Origin of the sequence: Brevundimonas sp., from assembly GCF_035626975.1 — a bacterium.
In the GTDB taxonomy this organism is placed as follows: Bacteria; Pseudomonadota; Alphaproteobacteria; order Caulobacterales; family Caulobacteraceae; genus Brevundimonas.
Genome location: NZ_DASPMQ010000038.1, coordinates 60,598 through 76,549 on the forward strand (window position 1 = coordinate 60,598; position 15,952 = coordinate 76,549).

At 68.9% G+C, this 15,952-nt stretch carries 15 protein-coding genes and 1 pseudogene; 8 read left to right on the top strand and 8 right to left on the bottom strand.

The window, feature by feature from the left end; genetic code table 11:
- Positions 1–70 precede the first annotated feature (70 nt).
- A complete protein-coding gene (locus VEB62_RS10020) occupies positions 71–502 on the top strand; it encodes a DUF488 domain-containing protein (protein WP_324798802.1) in 432 nt (143 codons plus the stop codon).
- Here the strand turns inward: VEB62_RS10020 and VEB62_RS10025 are convergent.
- From VEB62_RS10025 to VEB62_RS10040, 4 genes are all read right to left on the bottom strand, one after another.
- Positions 499–2,676 carry a 3-hydroxyacyl-CoA dehydrogenase NAD-binding domain-containing protein gene (locus tag VEB62_RS10025; RefSeq protein WP_324798805.1) on the bottom strand — a complete coding sequence of 726 codons (2,178 nt, stop codon included), beginning with the start codon at positions 2,674–2,676 and terminating at the stop codon, positions 499–501. The two genes, VEB62_RS10020 and VEB62_RS10025, sit on opposite strands and share 4 nt — an antisense overlap.
- 18 nt (positions 2,677–2,694) lie before the next feature.
- Complete coding sequence (locus VEB62_RS10030) at positions 2,695–3,558, bottom strand: DUF2711 family protein (protein ID WP_324798807.1); 864 nt, start codon at positions 3,556–3,558, stop codon at positions 2,695–2,697.
- On the bottom strand, positions 3,510–4,715 hold the full coding sequence (locus VEB62_RS10035) for an acetyl-CoA C-acetyltransferase (RefSeq protein WP_324798810.1): 1,206 nt from the start codon (positions 4,713–4,715) through the stop codon (positions 3,510–3,512). Before VEB62_RS10035 ends, VEB62_RS10030 begins: the two co-directional genes overlap by 49 nt.
- Positions 4,716–4,932: 217 nt before the next feature.
- Positions 4,933–5,319 (bottom strand): VOC family protein, encoded by a 387-nt coding sequence (locus VEB62_RS10040; protein ID WP_324798813.1) that lies wholly within the window; start codon positions 5,317–5,319, stop codon positions 4,933–4,935.
- Between the two features lie 182 nt (positions 5,320–5,501).
- Here VEB62_RS10040 and VEB62_RS10045 point away from each other — a divergent pair, with 182 nt between their 5' ends.
- The gene (locus VEB62_RS10045) at positions 5,502–6,059 is read left to right on the top strand and encodes a hemerythrin domain-containing protein (RefSeq protein WP_324798816.1); all 558 of its coding nucleotides are present in this window, start codon (positions 5,502–5,504) and stop codon (positions 6,057–6,059) included.
- Between the two features lie 8 nt (positions 6,060–6,067).
- Positions 6,068–6,658, top strand: a complete 591-nt coding sequence (locus VEB62_RS10050) for a CAP domain-containing protein (RefSeq protein WP_324798819.1) — start codon at positions 6,068–6,070, stop codon at positions 6,656–6,658.
- Between the two features lie 64 nt (positions 6,659–6,722).
- Here the strand turns inward: VEB62_RS10050 and VEB62_RS10055 are convergent, their stop codons facing one another.
- A complete protein-coding gene (locus tag VEB62_RS10055; RefSeq protein ID WP_324798822.1) occupies positions 6,723–7,736 on the bottom strand; it encodes a KpsF/GutQ family sugar-phosphate isomerase in 1,014 nt (337 codons plus the stop codon).
- 105 nt (positions 7,737–7,841) lie between these two features.
- On the opposite strand from VEB62_RS10055, the gene otsB reads away from it, so the two are divergent.
- The 3 genes from otsB to VEB62_RS10070 are packed head-to-tail and all read left to right on the top strand — an operon-like array spanning position 7,842 to position 11,894.
- Complete coding sequence (otsB, locus tag VEB62_RS10060; protein ID WP_324798824.1) at positions 7,842–8,633, top strand: trehalose-phosphatase; 792 nt, start codon at positions 7,842–7,844, stop codon at positions 8,631–8,633.
- Positions 8,630–10,414, top strand: coding sequence for a glycoside hydrolase family 15 protein (locus tag VEB62_RS10065; protein ID WP_324798827.1), 1,785 nt, complete (start codon positions 8,630–8,632; stop codon positions 10,412–10,414). Before otsB ends, VEB62_RS10065 begins: the two co-directional genes overlap by 4 nt.
- A 55-nt stretch (positions 10,415–10,469) precedes the next feature.
- Positions 10,470–11,894 (top strand): alpha,alpha-trehalose-phosphate synthase (UDP-forming), encoded by a 1,425-nt coding sequence (locus VEB62_RS10070; RefSeq protein WP_324798830.1) that lies wholly within the window; start codon positions 10,470–10,472, stop codon positions 11,892–11,894.
- A 6-nt stretch (positions 11,895–11,900) separates the two neighbouring features.
- On the opposite strand, the gene VEB62_RS10075 is transcribed toward VEB62_RS10070, so the two are convergent.
- A complete protein-coding gene (locus tag VEB62_RS10075; protein ID WP_324798833.1) occupies positions 11,901–12,512 on the bottom strand; it encodes a glutathione S-transferase family protein in 612 nt (203 codons plus the stop codon).
- Between the two features lie 148 nt (positions 12,513–12,660).
- On the opposite strand from VEB62_RS10075, the gene VEB62_RS10080 reads away from it, so the two are divergent.
- Complete coding sequence (locus tag VEB62_RS10080) at positions 12,661–13,398, top strand: helix-turn-helix transcriptional regulator (RefSeq protein ID WP_324798835.1); 738 nt, start codon at positions 12,661–12,663, stop codon at positions 13,396–13,398.
- On the opposite strand, the gene VEB62_RS10085 is transcribed toward VEB62_RS10080, so the two are convergent.
- The gene (locus VEB62_RS10085; protein WP_324798837.1) at positions 13,392–14,594 is read right to left on the bottom strand and encodes an acetyl-CoA C-acyltransferase; all 1,203 of its coding nucleotides are present in this window, start codon (positions 14,592–14,594) and stop codon (positions 13,392–13,394) included. The two genes, VEB62_RS10080 and VEB62_RS10085, sit on opposite strands and share 7 nt — an antisense overlap.
- Positions 14,595–14,654: 60 nt before the next feature.
- Positions 14,655–15,563 (bottom strand): SDR family NAD(P)-dependent oxidoreductase, encoded by a 909-nt coding sequence (locus tag VEB62_RS10090; RefSeq protein WP_324798838.1) that lies wholly within the window; start codon positions 15,561–15,563, stop codon positions 14,655–14,657.
- Between the two features lie 197 nt (positions 15,564–15,760).
- Here VEB62_RS10090 and VEB62_RS10095 point away from each other — a divergent pair.
- A pseudogene (locus tag VEB62_RS10095) lies at positions 15,761–15,952 on the top strand (cell envelope biogenesis protein OmpA); the annotation flags it as partial.

Genomic DNA, 15,952 nt, shown 5'->3' on the forward strand with positions numbered 1-15,952 from the left:
TCGCCTTAGCACGGGCGCTCCGTCAAGCTTTCGATCGGGAAGAAGGGGTCTGTGCTGGGAGGAGCGGAAAATGAGGCTGTTCACCATCGGCTATGAGGGCGAGCCGCAGGCGGCGGTGATCGACCGGCTCAAGGCCGCCGGCGTCGAGGTGGTCGCCGACGTGCGGGCGGTGGCGGCGTCGCGGCGCGCCGGCTTCTCCAAGACGGTGCTCGGCGCCAGCCTGCACGAGGCGGGCATCGACTATGTCCACCTGCGCCCGCTGGGCACGCCCAAGGCGGGCCGCGACGCGGCGCGCAAGGGGCGGATCGGCGAGATGCGCGAGATCTTCGCCGAACACATGCGCGAGCCGCCATCGCAGATGGCGTTCGAGCAGCTGCGCGACCTGGCGAAGCAGAAGAAGACGGCCCTGCTGTGCTTCGAGGCCGACCACGCCGGCTGCCACCGCGCGGCCCTGGCCGAGCGGCTGCAGGCCGAGGACGGCTTCGAGGTGGTGAACCTCTAGGCCGCCGCCTTCTGCCTGCCGGCGAAGTTTCCGTAGAAGGTCTCGCCCTTCGCGGCCATGTCGCGCAGCAGCTGCGGGACCTTGAAGCGGTCACCGTAGCGGGCGGCGTAGTCGTCGGCCTTGGCCACAAAGGCTTTCAGCCCGGTCTGGTCGATCAGGGTGATCGGGCCGCCGGTCCAGGGCGCGAAGCCCCAGGCCAGGATGGCGCCGACGTCGGCCTCGCGCGGGTCGTCGATGACGCCCTCTTCCCAGCAGCGCGCCACCTCGACGGCCTGACGGTAGAGCAGGCGCTGCTTCTGGTCCTCGACCAGCTCCGGCGTCGAATCGTTGATCTTGACCGGGGCCAGTTCGGCAAGGCCCGACCACAGCGTTTTCGGCTTGCTGTCGTAGTCGTAGAAGCCCTTGCCGTTCTTGCGGCCGTAGCGGCCGAGGTCCTCGACCATAGTCTGGACAATCTTCCAGCCGGGCAGCGGCTCATAAGCGTCGCCGAGGTCGGCCTTCGTCTGTTTGGCGATCTTGACCGACAGGTCCAGCGCCACGTCGTCGTGCATTTCCAGCGGGCCGCGCGGCATGCCGGTCATGCGGCCGATGTTGTCGATCAGGGCGGGGGCGTAACCCTCCTCCAGCATGGCCAGACCCTCGGCGACATAGGTGCCGAAGCAGCGCGAGGTGTAGAAGCCGCGGCCGTCGTTGACGACGATCGGGGTCTTCTTGATCTTCATCACATAGTCCAGCGACCTCGCGATGGCCTGCTCACCCGTCTTCTCTCCCAGGATGATCTCGACCAGCATCATCTTGTCGACGGGCGAGAAGAAGTGGACGCCGATGAAGTCCTCGGGTCGCACGCTGGCCTCGGCCAGACCGGTGATCGGCAGGGTCGAGGTATTGGAGCCGAACACCGCGCCGGGGGCCAGCTGGGCCTCGGCCCGCTTCGTCACCTCGGCCTTGATCTCGCGGTTCTCGAACACCGCCTCGATGACCAGATCGGAGCCCTTGATCAGATCGTAGTCGGTCGTGGCGGTGACGGATCCGAGCAGGGCGTCGTACTTGTCCTGGGTCAGCTGGCCTCGCGACAGGCGCTTCTTGAGCAGTTCCTCGACGTGGGCCTTGCCCTTGTCGGCGGCTTCCTGGGTCTGGTCGATCAGGATGGTCTCGATGCCGGCCATGGCCTGCACATAGGCAATGCCCGCGCCCATCATGCCGGCGCCGATGACGGTGACTTTCTTCGGGTCGGACTTCGGCACGCCGGCCGGGCGGACGGCGCCCTTGTCGAGCTCCTGCTTGGACAGGAACAGGCTGCGGATCATGCCCTGGGCCTGCGGGGTCATCAGGGTCTTGATGAAGTAGCGGGTCTCGATGCGCAGGGCGGCGTCCATCGGCACCTGCGTGCCTTCATAGACCGCCTTCATCAGGTTCAGCACGGCCGGATAGTTGCCGTAGGACTGCTTGCGCAGCATGGCGTTGCCGACGAGGAAATTCTGGATGCCGGCCGGGTGGTAGGGTCCGCCGCCGGGAAGCTTGAAGGATTTGTCGTCCCACGGCTGCACGGCCTTGCCGCCGCCCTTGATCCACGCTTTCGCGGCCTCGATCTCGGACCCCTTGGCCACGACCTCATGGACGATGCCGGCGCCCTTGGCGTCGTTCGGGCGGAAGGACTTGCCCTCGGTCATGGCCATCATCGCCGCCTGCACGCCGATCAGGCGGGTCAGGCGCTGGGTGCCGCCGCCGCCGGGGAACAGCCCGACCTTGATCTCGGGCAGGCCGAGCTGGATCTTGTTGTCGTCGCCGACGACCCGGTAGTGGCAGGCCAGCGTCAGCTCGAGACCGCCGCCGAGGGCGAGGCCGTTGATCGCGGCGGCCACCGGCTTGCCGCAGGTCTCCAGCGCGCGCAGGGCCCCGTTCAGTCGCCAGCCCGCATCATAGGCCGCCTGCAGGTCGGTCCCGCCCAGCATGCCCGAGGCCATGTCGCCCAGGTCGGCGCCGGCGCAGAAGCCGCTGGCCTTGCCCGAGGTCAGCACCGCGCCCTTGATGGCGTCGTCGGTCTTCACCCGCTCGACCCACTCGGGGATCTCGGCCATCACGCCCGAGGTCAGGGTGTTCATCGACCGTCCGGGGACGTCGAAGGTGATCAGGGCGATGCCGTCGGCGTCGACGTCGATCTTGAAGTTTTCCATGGCGATTCTCCGTCGTCGTCAGTTCAGGTTGGCGGGACCGGCCCACCAGTGATGAGTGGTCGTTTCGTCCGCAAAGAAACCATCGACGGCGTGATCCCTGATCCAGGGCTCGAGCAGCTCGCGGTTTCCGGCGACGAGGGTGAAGTAACTGTCCCAATCCACCACGATCAGGACGGACTTGTCGGGGCTGTAGAGGCTGCCGCGCCACGGTCGGTCGGCGGCCTCCGCGAATGTCAGGCTCAACACCGGCTCGTTGTCGAACTCTTCCTGGAACAGCACGGCCGACGAGCCGGCTCGACCGAGCAGATCGAGGAAGGGTCTCAAGTGGAGTTCTTCGAAACGGCCTTCGGCGGGCGGGAAGGTCCGGGTCTGCTCGCAGTATCGGACGAGCGCCGCCACCTTTTCCGGGTGCGGCTCCCGCAAGGCCCCGATCAGGGCAAGCAGGGCCGTGCCGACCTCCTCGCGCGAGCCAAGGCCGGACTGATCCGCCACCTCGGCCCAGGTGATCCGTTGGGCCGTCTCCCAACCGTCCTCGGGATATCCGATGCTTGCGAGGAGCCGGGTTCCGCCGGTCCCGCGCTTGAGAAATTCAGTCGTTTTCGGGCCGCGCTCCCGCTCGGCCTCTTCGAATGCGTCCTTCCCGACGGTTGATGTGGCGAACGGCGTGGTGAAGTAGCCGTCCTTGACCGGATCGACATCGGGCATTCGGAAGAAGGGATGCAGGGCCACGAACACGGCTTCAAACCGGCCGTTCCAGCTTTCGAGGAACGGTCTGTCGTAGCTGGGATAGGCCAGCTCCGGGTCGAAGGTGAGCGCCGTCGTCACCGGCCTTGTCAGACGCGTTCGATGACGGTGGCGGTGCCCATGCCGCCGCCGATGCACAGGGTGATCAGGGCGGTGGACTTGTTCGACCGCTCGAGCTCGTCCAGCGCGATGCCGGTGATCATGGCGCCGGTGGCGCCGAGCGGGTGGCCCATGGAGATGCCGCCGCCGTTGACGTTCATCTTGTCGTGCGGAATGTCGAGCGCCTGCATGTAGCGCAGCACCACGGCCGCGAAGGCCTCGTTGAGCTCCCAGACGTCGATGTCCGCGGTGGTCATGCCCAGCTTGCCGAGCAGTTTCTTCGTCACGAACTCGGGGCCGGTCAGCATGATCGAGGGCTCGGAGCCGATCGAGGCGGCGCCGACGATGCGGGCGCGGGGCTTGAGGCCGAGGGCCTCACCGGCCTCAAGCGTGCCGATCAGCACGCCGGCCGAGCCGTCGACGATGCCCGAGGAGTTGCCGGGGGTGTGGACGTGGTTGACCCGCTCGACCTCGGGGTAGCGCTGGTTGATCACACTGTCGAAAGCCATCTCGCCCATCATGGCGAAGGACGGGTTCAGGGCGCCGAGGGTCTGCATGTCGGTGTTGGGGCGGATGGTCTCGTCCCGGTCCAGCTGGACGAGGCCGAGCTGGTTCCTGACCGGGATGACCGACTTCGAGAAGCGGCCGTCGGCCCAGGCGGCGGCGGCGCGCTTGTGGCTTTCCATGGAGTAGGCGTCGACGTCGTCGCGGCTGAAGCCGTACTTGGTGGCGATCATGTCGGCCGAGACGCCCTGGGGCACGAAATAGGTCGGGAAGGCCGAGGACGGGTCGACCGGCCACGCCCCGCCGTCCGAGCCCATCGGCACCCGGCTCATGGCCTCGATGCCGCCGCCGACGGCGAAGTCGGCCTCGCCGGATTTGACCTTGGCCGCGGCCATGTTCACCGCCTCGAGGCCCGAGGCGCAGAAGCGGTTGATCTGGACGCCGGCGGTGGTCTGGGCCCAGCCGGCCGACAGCACGGCCGTGCGGGCGATGTCGGCGCCGAGCTCGCCGATGGGCGTGACGCAGCCGAGGATGACGTCGTCGACCCTCGAGGTGTCGAGGTCGTTGCGGTCGCGCAGGGCCTCCAGCACCTGGGTGGCCAGGCTGAGACCGGTGATCTCGTGCAGCGAACCGTCCTTCTTGCCCTTGCCGCGCGGGGTGCGGACCGCGTCGTAGATGTAGGCGTCGGCCATGGGAGTCGGTCTCCAATAAGGACGGATTCAAGCGTGCCCGCCACAAACCCTACGTTTACGTCAACGTCAAGTAATTTGGCCGCAGCCATGAACCCGGGTAGACTGTTCGAGAACGGGTAGACGGTCGATCTCGTCTACCCCGTCTACTTCGCCTCCCTTTTCGCGGCGACGGCCGACCCGGACATCGTAGCCCACGCCTGCGTCAGAATCGGTCGCGTCACCCGGCCGCGTGGCAGACCGCCTCGATGTTGAAGCCGTCCGGGTCGAACACGAAGGCGGCGTAATAGGTCGGGCTGTAGCGTCGGCGAATGCCCGGCCCGCCGTTGTCACGTCCACCCGCCTGGAGGGCGGCGGCGTGGAATGCGTCGACCTGGGCGCGGGTCTCGGCGCGGAAGGCCACGTGATTACCAGGCCCCGGCGGCTTGTCCTTCGCGATGACGAAGTCGGGCTCGTCGCCGACGCCGAACATCACCACGGTGGGCGGCCGCTCCGGCGCCGGCTGAATCTCCTGGATGATGCGGTAGCCCAGCGGCTCGAGGGCCTTCCTGTAGAAGGCGCGGGAGCGGACGATGTCGGAAACGTCGAGGCCGATGTGATCGATCATGATGCGGCTCCGGAACGGGCGACACAGTCAACGCGGAACCCGCGAAAACGGCCCATCGTGTCCGCGAGCGGACACCCGATGCCCCCGAATCCCGCGAACGACTCTCAGCTAGCTTCGCCGCGGGAACGCCCGACTTGTCCGCGCCTTAAGCCGCCAGACCCACCCACTGGCAGGAGGATATCATGGCCCAGACCTACGAAGAGATGGACGCGATCGCGATGCTGAAGGCCGACCACCGCAAGGTGGAGGAGATCTTCGAGCAGTTCGAGAAGGCGACCTCCAAGTCGCGTAAACAGGCGTTGGCCGAACAGGCCTGTCTCGAGCTTAAGGTGCACACGGTCATCGAGGAGGAGATCTTCTATCCGGCCTGCCGCGGCCAGATCGAGGAGGACCTGCTGAACGAGGCCTATGTCGAGCACGACAGCGCCAAACAGCTGATCAACGAGATCGAGGCCGGGGGCCCGGAGGAGGATTTCTACGACGCCAAGGTCAAGGTGCTGTCGGAGATGATCGAGCACCACGTCGAGGAGGAGGAGAAGCGCTCGGAGGGCATGTTCAGCCAGGCCCGGGCCGCCGGCCTCGACATGGACCTGCTGGCCGACCAGATGCGCGCCCGCAAGGCGACCGCCATGGAGGAGTTCCAGGCCGGCAAACCCGCCGAGACCCGGACCATGGAGGGCGACGACGTGGAGAGCGCCCGGGCCGACCAGCCGTTCGGCGACGGCGCCCGCACACGCTGAGCCCGCGCATGTCGACCCAAGGACCGGCCGCCTGGCTGGCCGCCCTCGCCGTGACGGTCGGGGCGGCGGCCTGCGCCGCCGCCCCGCCGCCGTTTCCGACATCCCCGCCGCCGCAGGCGCGGACGGTCCAACCTGTCCCGCCGCCGCGCTCGACCGCGCCTTCGACCGAGATCGAGACCCGCCTGCTGGCCGCGCACAACGTCGAACGGGCCCGGGCCGGCACGCCGCCGCTGCGCTGGGCGGACTCGCTGGAGGCCGAGGCGCGGGCATGGGCGCGGCAGCTGATCGCCAGCGACCGCTTCGCCCACGACCCGGCCCTGCACGGCCATGGCGAGAACCTGTGGACCGGCTGGGGCGGGCGCGTCTGGACGCCGGAGGAGATGATCGGGGAGTGGATCGCCGAGAAGGCGGACTACCGCCACGGCGTATTCCCGGACGTCAGCCGCACCGGCGACTGGAACGCCGTCGGCCACTACACCCAGCTGATCTGGCGCGACACGACCCATGTCGGCTGCGCGGTCGAGACGCGCGGGGACCGCTCCGTACTGGCCTGCCGCTATGCGCCGCCGGGGAACATCGACGGGCGGACGGCCTACTGAGGCGGGGTGTGGGGTGTGGGGTTCAGGGTTTAGCCTCCCGCACCCCGCACCCACACCCCAAGGCTCAGCTCACGTACCCCGCCTGCATCAGTTCGGCGATGTGGACGATCGCGAGCGGCCGCTCGTCCTCGACCACCAGCAGGGTGGCGATGCGGTTCTGGGTCATCAGGTCGATGGCGTCGCTCATGCGCGCGTCCGGGCCGATGACCTTGGGGCGCGGGCTCATCACGTCGGCGGCGGTCAGGCCGGTCAGATCGCGCGAGAAGGCCCGGCGAACGTCGCCGTCGGTGACGATCCCGGCCAGGGTCCCGTCGCCGTTCAGAACAGCGGCGGCGCCCTTGCGGCCTTCGGTGATGGCCGAGACCACCTCGGCGAACGTCGCGGTCAGCGGCACGGTGGCGGGCGCCGGCGGACGGTCGCCCATCCAGTCGCGCACGCTTTGCAGGCTCATGCCCAGCTTGCCGCCGGGATGATGCAGGCCGAAGGCCTCGGCGGTGAAGCCGCGCCGATCCATCAGCACCATGGCCAGGGCGTCGCCCAGCGCGAGGGTCATCAGGGTCGAGGTGGTCGGCGCCAAGCCGTTGGGGCAGGCCTCGGCCACCTGCGGCATGGTCAGGCAGACGGCGGACGAGCGGCCGAGAAAGCTGTTGGGCCGCTGGGTCAGGCCGATGACCGGAATGCCCTCGCGCTGGCAGTAGATCAGCGGGTCGCGCAGTTCGCGGCTCTCGCCCGAGTTGGAGATGGCCAGCAAGGTCACGTCCTTGCGCAGCATGCCCAGATCGCCGTGACTCATCTCGGCCGGGTGCACGAAGAAGGAATTGGTTCCGGTCGAGGCAAGGGTGGCGGCGATCTTGCCGCCGATATGGCCCGACTTGCCCATGCCGGTGACGACCAGGTAGCCGGGGCGGGACAGGATGATCTCGCAGGCCCGGGCGAGGCTGTCGTCGAGGCCCGCCTCCAGCGCCTGCAGCGCCTCTATATTCAGGCGGATGACCTCGCGGGCCCGCGCCGTCATCGCGGCGGGATCAGCGGACAGGACGGGTCTGGCGGCGTCGGTCATCCCCGCGATGTGGCGCATCGGACGGAAATTCACAATCGCCCGCCGCCGTCCGGGAGCTTGCTGCAATGCGAGAAATTGCGCGTTCGGGGTCAACCTTTGCCGGAGGACCGCGTTAGAGAGACCATGCGGACTTCACACCCGATCACCGACGGCGCCTCCGCGCCGGTCGAGGCCGTTTCGCATCTGCCGCCGCCGCCGGCCCGCCTGCCCCGTCCGACCGCCCTATTCCTCGACATGGACGGGGTGCTGGCTCCGCTGGCGGACACGCCGGACGCCGTCGTGCCCCATCCGGAACGGACGGCGACCCTGCGAGCGGTGGCGGACCGGCTGAGGGGTCGCGTCGCCATCATCAGCGGCCGGACCATCGCCGAGATCGACCGCATCGCCGAGGCCAGCGCGGCCTCGGCGTCCGGCGTGCACGGGCTCGAGCGGCGCGGCGCCGACGGGTCCCTGCATCGGGCCGAGGCCGCGCCGGCCGTCCGGGACGCCGTGGCCGCCTTTGAGAGCTTCGCCCGCACCCGGCCCGGGGTCATCGTGGAGGACAAGGCGGTGTCGGCTGGATTGCACTACCGCGGCGCGCCGGCGGAGGCGGAGGCGGCCCTGGCGCTGGCCGGGCGGCTGGCCGGCGAGACAGGGCTGTCCCTGCAGACCGGCAACCTCGTCGTGGAGCTGAAAACGCCGGGAACCAGCAAGGGCACGGCGCTGACCGCCTTCATGCAGGAGCCTCCCTTCGCCGGCGCCGTTCCGGTGATGCTGGGCGACGACCTGACCGACGAGGACGGCTTCAGGGCCGCCGAGGCCCTGGGCGGATTCGGCGTTCTGGTCGGCCCGCCCCGCCAGACCGCCGCCCGTCACGGACTGGCCGACGTGGACGCCGTGCTGGCCTGGCTGAACGCCGTCGAGGAGAGCGCATGACCCCGAACCTGGACCTCGCGCCGATCGGCAACTGTTCGATCAGCGCCCTGATCGACCGCAACGGCCGTTATGTCTGGGCCTGCGCGCCGCGGGTGGACGGCGATCCGGTGTTCTCGGCCCTGATGGACGGGACCGACCCCGCTCACGGCTTCTGGGACATCGAGCTGGAAGGGCTGAAGCACGTCTCGCAGGCCTATATCCGCAATACGCCGGTGCTCAGGACCGTGCTGACCGCGGAAGACGGCGCCGCGGTCGAGATCATCGACTTCGCACCGCGCCATCCCAAGCACAGCCGCACTTACCGGCCTCTGGCCTTCGCCCGCGTCGTGCGGCCGCTGGACGGGGCGCCGCGCATCAAGATCCGGTTGCGCCCCTCGGCCGACTGGGGCGCACGGCCCGCCGAACGGACCAGCGGCTCGAATCATATCCGCTATCTGTGCACCGACGTGACCTTCCGGCTGACCACCGACTGCCCCGTGTCGCACATCCTCAACGAACGGGTGTTCCGGCTGGAACGGCCGCACGCCTTCTTCCTGGGCCCGGATGAGGGATACGATCAGGACGTCGGCCCCGGGATGTCGGCCGCGCTGGACCGCACCGTGGCCTATTGGCAGGACTGGGTCCGCACCCTGTATCTGCCGCTGGACTGGCAGGAGGCGGTGATCCGCGCCGCCATCACCCTGAAGCTCTGCGCCTATGAGGAAACCGGGGCGATCGTGGCGGCCCTGACCACCTCCGTGCCCGAGTTCCCGGAGAGCGGCCGCAACTGGGACTACCGCTACTGCTGGATCCGCGACGCCTATTATGTGGTGCGGGCCCTGAACCGGCTGGGCGCGGTGGATATCCTCGAGAACTACCTCGGCTACCTGCGCAACCTCGTCGACAACTCGGCCGGGGGACATGTCCAGCCGGTCTACGGCGTGGGGCTGGAGCCGGGCATCGGAGAGCGGATCGTCGAGACCGTCGAGGGCTATCGCGGCATGAAGCCGGTGCGCATCGGCAACCAGGCGCACGAGCACCTGCAGCACGACGTGTACGGACAGATCGTCCTGCCGCTGGTCCAGACCTTCTACGACCTGCGGCTGCTGCGGCCCGGCACCATCGACGACTTCTATGCGCTGGAGAAGGTCGGCGAGCGCGCCTTCGCCATGCACGACCAGACCGACGCCGGCCTGTGGGAGTTCCGCACCATCGCCCGGGTGCACACCTATTCCTCGGTGATGTGCTGGGCGGCGTGCGACCGCCTCGCCAAGGCCGCGGCCCATCTGGGTCTGGATTCGCGCGAACGGGTGTGGCGGGAACGGGCGCAGATCATCCGGGAGCGGATCGAGACCGAGGCCTTCATGCCCGAGGAGGGCCGCTTCGCCGCCAGCTTCGGCAACCGCGAGCTGGACGCCTCCCTCCTGCAGCTGACCGACCTGGGCTTCCTCGATCCGCTGGACCCGCGCCAGGTCAAGACCTTCGAGGCCATAGAGCGCGACCTGAAGAAGGGCCCCTACCTGTTCCGCTACGTCGAGGCGGACGATTTCGGCGAGCCGGAGACGGCGTTCAACTTCTGCACCTTCTGGTTTATCGAGGCGCTGCACCTGAACGGCCGCACCGCGGAGGCGCGGGCGATCTTCGAAGAGATGCTGAGCCGGCGCACCCATGCGGGCCTGCTGTCGGAAGACATCTCGCTGGGCGACAACGAGCTGTGGGGCAACTATCCGCAGACCTATTCTCTGGTCGGCATCATCAACTGTGCCGTCCTGCTGAGCCGTTCGTGGACGGACGCCCGATGAACCCGTTCACGGAATCGCGTTGGGACCCGGAAACGGCTGGGGGCGTTTCAGCGCCATGAGCCGTTTGATCGTTGTTTCCAATCGTGTTTCCGCGCCGAAGGACCCTGCCGCCGGGTCTGCGGGCGGGCTGGCCATGGCGCTGTCGGCGGCGCTGCGGAAGTACGACGGCCTGTGGTTCGGCTGGTCGGGCGAGACGGTCGAGACCTTCGTTCCCGAGGCCAAGTTCGAGGACCGGGCGGGCGTCACGGTCGCCCTGGTCGACCTGGAGGCCCAGGACGTCGACGAATATTACAACGGCTACGCCAACAAGACGCTGTGGCCCCTGTTCCACCACCGCGTCGACCTGACCGCCTACGAGCGGTCCTACGGCGAGGGCTATGAGCGGACCAACGCCCGCTTCGCCGAGGTGCTGGCCCCGCTGCTCCAGCCGGACGACGTCGTCTGGGTCCACGACTACCACATGATCCCGATGGCCCGGGATCTGAGGCGGCTGGGGGTGAAGAACCGCATCGGCTTCTTCCTGCACACCCCCTGGCCCGTGCGGCAGCTGCTGGTCACCCTGCCCCACCACCGGCGGCTGGTGGAGACGATGTTCGACTACGACCTGATCGGCTTCCAGACCCGCGAGTGGCTGGACCTGTTCCGCGACTATGTGGCGTCGGAGCCCAGCGTCAACGGCAAGCTCCTGCCGCTCGACGCCCTGGAGGCCTTCGGCAAGACCGTGCACACCGGCGTCTTCCCGATCGGCATCGATGTCGCCGGCTTCGTCGCCGCGCGGAATTCGGCCCAGGGCGCCCGGACCTACGACCGGATGGCGGCGTCGGCGGCCTTCCGGTCCCTGATCGTCGGCGTCGACCGGCTGGACTATTCCAAGGGACTGGAAGAACGGCTGCTCGGCTACGAGCATTTCCTGGAGACCAATCCGGACATGCGGTCCGAGGTCCTGCTGCTGCAGGTCACGCCGATTTCGAGAGACGAGGTCGACACCTACCAGGACATTCGCGGGCGGCTGGACGCCCTCGCCGGCCGCATCAACGGCGAATACGCCGAGATGGACTGGCAGCCGATCCGCTATCTGAACCGCACCTATCGCCGCGACCAGCTGGCCGGCATCTATCGCGCCGCCAGGGTCGGGCTCGTGACGCCCTTGCGCGACGGCATGAACCTGGTCGCCAAGGAGTATGTGGCGGCGCAGAATCCTGACGACCCGGGCGTGCTCGTGCTGTCGCGCTTCGCCGGGGCGGCGGAGCAGATGGGCGAGGCGCTGCTGGTCAATCCGTTCAGCCGCGAGGAACTGTCCGACGCCATCAAGCGGGCCCTGACCATGCCGCTGGCCGAGCGGAAGCGGAAATGGGAATGCCTGATGGAGGTGGTGCGCGACACCGACGTCGGCGTTTGGCGGGACGACTTCGTGGCCAGCCTGCGGGCCATCAAGCGGCCGGTGGGCGGCGACGCCGAGACCGCCGCCCACGCAGCCTGACCGGCCTCAGGCCACCTGCGCCAGCACCGGCGGCGTGCTGTCCCTGGCGGTCGCCATGGCGTTGGCGGGCCGCTCGAGGATCCGCTCCAGCCAGGCGTCCAGCGCCGCGCTGGCCGGGGAATAGTCCCGGGCCCAGGCCAGGGCGCTGCCGGCCATGACATCCACGGCGGTGAACCGCTGGCCCATCAGATACGGCCCACGCTCCAGCGCGCCGAACAGGCGGGCGATCACGGCGTCGTAGCGGGCCTGGGCGTTGGCGTCCCCTTCGGTCGCGCCGCTGATCTTCGCCCAGAAGGCCGGCTCCATCTCGCCGGCGATCCAGGCCAGCCAGGTCAGGTAGGCGCCTCGCTCCGGCGAGCCGACGGGCGCGCCCAGACCGGCCTCGGGGAAGAGGTCCGTCAGATACAGCGCCACGGCGGCGGATTCGGTCACCAGCACGTCGTCGTGCAGCAGGGCCGGGACCTTGCCGTCCGGGTGCGGATTGCGCGGATCGCGGGCGCCGGTCCCGTCGCTGCGGGCGATGTCGCAATAGCAGATGTCGTAGGGCGCGCCGGTCTCCTCGAGCAGCCAGACCAGCCGCGAGGACCGGGACCAGGGGGCGTGGAACAGGGTCAGCATGTTGATCTCCTTTGTGCGCTATATCGCTCGCGACGCGGTCGCTCGCTGCTTGAGCGCGGGGGACAGGCGGCCCTCGCCGCCGACCTGCATTGACTACTGCCACCCTGCTGCCACCATGCTGTCAGCAGCGGCGGTGCAGGGTGGAGGAATGAGACGCGCTGACCGACTGTTCCAGATCATCCAGGTGCTGCGGCGCTCTTCGAAGCCGCTGACGGCCGACGCCATCGCGGCGGAACTGGAGACCTCGAAGCGGACGATATACCGCGACATCGCCACCCTGATGGGCCAGCGGGTGCCGATCCGGGGTGAGGCCGGGCTGGGCTATGTGCTGGAGGGCGGTTTCGACCTGCCGCCGCTGATGCTGACCTCGGACGAGATCGAGGCGGCGGTGCTCGGCGCGCAATGGGTGGCGGGCCGGGGCGATCCGGCGCTGGCGCGGGCGGCGCGCGATCTGGTCGCCAAGATCGCCGTCACCGTGCCCGAGCATCTGAGACCGGTGGTGCTGGAGCCGGCCGTGGCCAGTCCGCCCGTCTGGGACGTCAAACCGGAGACGCTGGACATGTCGCGGGTGCGGGCGTGGATTCACGCCGGCCGCAAGCTGGAGCTGCACTACCGCGACGAACAGGAGCGCGAGAGCCGGCGGGTCATCTGGCCGTTCCTGATCGGCTATCGCGAGACCACGCGGCTGCTGGTCGGCTGGTGCGAGATGCGCGGCGATTTTCGCACCTTCCGGACGGACCGGGTGATCGACGCGGAATTCCTGGAGGATCGCTACCCCGGACGGCCTGCGGTGCTGCGGGCGCGCTGGTACGCGGCCCGGGAAGCGGAGCGGAAGGCCCGGGGCTGCGACGAATCCCGCCCCCGCAACAGGGCCGGCCCTCAGTAGATCTCGAACAGGCCGGCGGCTCCCATCCCTCCGCCGATGCACATGGTGACGACGCCGTATCTGGCGCCGCGCCGCTTGCCTTCGATCAGGACGTGGCCGGTCATCCGGGCCCCCGACATGCCGTAGGGGTGGCCGATCGAAATGGCGCCGCCGGAGACATTCAGGCGCTCGTCGGGGATGCCGAGCCGGTCACGGCAGTAGAGCACCTGCACGGCGAAGGCCTCGTTGAGCTCCCACAGGCCAATGTCGTCGACGGTCAGGCCGTGGCGCTCCAGCAGGCGGGGCACGGCGAAGACCGGGCCAATGCCCATCTCGTCCGGCTCGCAGCCCGCCACCGCCATGCCGCGATACGCCCCGAGCGGCTGGAGCCCGCGGCGTTCGGCCTCCTTCGCCTCCATGATCACACTGGCCGAGGCCCCGTCCGACAACTGCGAGGCGTTGCCGGCGGTGATGCAGCGCCCCTGTTCGATCTCCTCTCCGCCGCCGAACACCGGCTTGAGAGACGACAGGCCTTCCAGGGTGGTGTCGGGGCGATTGCCCTCGTCCATCGAGAGGGTGATCTCCTTCGGCGAGGTCTGGCCGGTGGCCTTGTCCGTGACCAGCATGGTGGTGGTCATGGGGGCGATCTCGGCGTTCAGCCGGCCGGCGGCCTGCGCCTCCGCGGTGCGCTGCTGGGACCGCAGGGCGTATTCGTCCTGGGCCTCGCGGCTGATGCCGTAGCGGGCGGCGACGACCTCGGCCGTCTCGAGCATCGACATATAGATGTGGGGCTGCAGCCTGATCAGGTCGGGATCGCGCAGCCGGTACAGGTTCATGTTCTGGTTCTGCACCAGCGAGATCGACTCCAGCCCGCCGCCGACGGCGACGACCTGTCCATCGTGAGTGACCTGTTTCGCCGCCGTGGCGATGGCCATCAGGCCGGAGGCGCATTGCCGGTCGACGCTCATGCCAGCGGTGGTCACCGGCAGGCCGGCGGCCAGCGCCGCCTGCCGCCCGATGTTGGTGCCGGTCGAGCCCTGCTGCAGTGCCGCGCCCATGACCACGTCCTCGATCTCGGCCGGGTCGACGCCCGACCGCGCCACAGCGTGCCGGATGGCGTGACCGCCCAGCTGCTGGGCCTGGGTGTCGTTGAAGGCCCCGCGGTAGGCCCGCCCGATCGGGGTCCGGGCGGTGGACACAATGACGGCTTCACGCATGGGAGTTCTCCAGATCCTCGGAGACAGGTTAGCCGCCTGCCGCCACGTCAACGCAAGATGTCAGCCCTTGTGCGCCGCCTGCGCCTTGGTCAGTTCGATGAACCCCTGGGCCGCGCCCATTTCCGGCACGATCTCGCCGGTCCGGTCGGAAATCCCGGCGAACCGGGCCGCGACCTGTTCCGGCGCGTCCTCGCCGGCGATCCACGCGCCCTGCGTCAGCGTCACATAGGCCCGCTCGAAGCCGCCGGCCCCGGCGGCCAGGATGCAACGACTCGGCGCGTCCTCGCTGACCAGGTACAGAAGGCCGGGAGTGACCATCTCTGGCCCCAGCAGGTCCAGCGGCAGGCGCGCGCCGAGGTCCTCGGTCATGCGGGTGTGGGCGGTCGGAGACAGGCAGTTGACCCGGATGTCGTTCTTCGCGCCCTCGATCGACAGCGTCTGCATCAGGCCGACCAGGGCCATCTTGGCCGCGCCATAGTTGGACTGGCCGAAATTGCCGAAGAGGCCCGACGACGAGGTCGTCATCACGATGCGGCCGTAGTTCGCCTCGCGCATGTGGTCCCAGACGGCCTTGGTGCAGTTGACCGCGCCCATCAGGTGAACGTCGACGACGAAGCGGAAATCCTCCAGCGCCATCTTGGCGAAGGTCTTGTCGCGCAGCACGCCAGCGTTGTTCACCAGAATGTCGATCCGGCCCCAGCGCGCCATCGCGGCGTCGACCATGGCCTGAACGGCGGCGGGGTCGGTGACCGAGGCGGCGTTGGCCATGGCCTCGCCGCCGGCGGCCTCGATCTCGGCCACCACGCTCTCTGCGGCCGTCGCGGACCCGCCGGACCCGTCCCGGGCCCCGCCCAGATCGTTGACCACCACTCGCGCGCCGCGCTTCGCCAGGGCCAGGGCGTGTTCGCGTCCCAGCCCCCCGCCGGCCCCCGTCACGATCGCCACGCGGCCGTCGAACCTCATCGCCATCCGTCTGCTCCCTTGATGCGAGAGTCTCCTAGCAGGCGTCCCGCCCCGGCACAGCCCCGCGGAAATGTGTTGGAATGGCGCCACAGTCGCCGCATTCCGAGCGAAAACAAGGAACCGGAACCGTACATTGCCGTTCGGCTCCGGAGCGTCCCGTGTAAAGCGTGGGCATTCGGGCAACCTTGAGTGTGAGGGATATCATGAAGGTGAAGCTATTAGCCGGCGTCGCGATGGCGGGGCTGTTCGCAGCCGGCGCTGCGGCCGCCGATCCGAACGGCTGGTACGGCGCGATTGACGTCGGCTACCACACGGCCGAGGCCGAGACCTCCTATGGTTTCGATCTGGAGGTCGACGACAGCTGGGCCGGCTTCGCCCGGCTGGGCTACCGGTTC

Bases quoted from the DNA above. Each gene is read 5' to 3' on its own strand.
- VEB62_RS10045 (WP_324798816.1), top strand. From the start codon at position 5,502: ATGGCCCAGACCTACGAAGAGATGGACGCGATCGCGATGCTGAAGGCC.
- VEB62_RS10020 (WP_324798802.1), top strand. From the start codon at position 71: ATGAGGCTGTTCACCATCGGCTATGAGGGCGAGCCGCAGGCGGCGGTG.
- VEB62_RS10025 (WP_324798805.1), bottom strand. From the start codon at position 2,676: ATGGAAAACTTCAAGATCGACGTCGACGCCGACGGCATCGCCCTGATC.
- VEB62_RS10055 (WP_324798822.1), bottom strand. From the start codon at position 7,736: ATGCGCCACATCGCGGGGATGACCGACGCCGCCAGACCCGTCCTGTCC.
- VEB62_RS10040 (WP_324798813.1), bottom strand. From the start codon at position 5,319: ATGATCGATCACATCGGCCTCGACGTTTCCGACATCGTCCGCTCCCGC.
- VEB62_RS10080 (WP_324798835.1), top strand. From the start codon at position 12,661: ATGAGACGCGCTGACCGACTGTTCCAGATCATCCAGGTGCTGCGGCGC.
- VEB62_RS10075 (WP_324798833.1), bottom strand. From the start codon at position 12,512: ATGCTGACCCTGTTCCACGCCCCCTGGTCCCGGTCCTCGCGGCTGGTC.
- VEB62_RS10035 (WP_324798810.1), bottom strand. From the start codon at position 4,715: ATGGCCGACGCCTACATCTACGACGCGGTCCGCACCCCGCGCGGCAAG.
- VEB62_RS10070 (WP_324798830.1), top strand. From the start codon at position 10,470: ATGAGCCGTTTGATCGTTGTTTCCAATCGTGTTTCCGCGCCGAAGGAC.
- VEB62_RS10050 (WP_324798819.1), top strand. From the start codon at position 6,068: ATGTCGACCCAAGGACCGGCCGCCTGGCTGGCCGCCCTCGCCGTGACG.
- VEB62_RS10085 (WP_324798837.1), bottom strand. From the start codon at position 14,594: ATGCGTGAAGCCGTCATTGTGTCCACCGCCCGGACCCCGATCGGGCGG.
- VEB62_RS10090 (WP_324798838.1), bottom strand. From the start codon at position 15,563: ATGGCGATGAGGTTCGACGGCCGCGTGGCGATCGTGACGGGGGCCGGC.
- otsB (WP_324798824.1), top strand. From the start codon at position 7,842: ATGCGGACTTCACACCCGATCACCGACGGCGCCTCCGCGCCGGTCGAG.
- VEB62_RS10065 (WP_324798827.1), top strand. From the start codon at position 8,630: ATGACCCCGAACCTGGACCTCGCGCCGATCGGCAACTGTTCGATCAGC.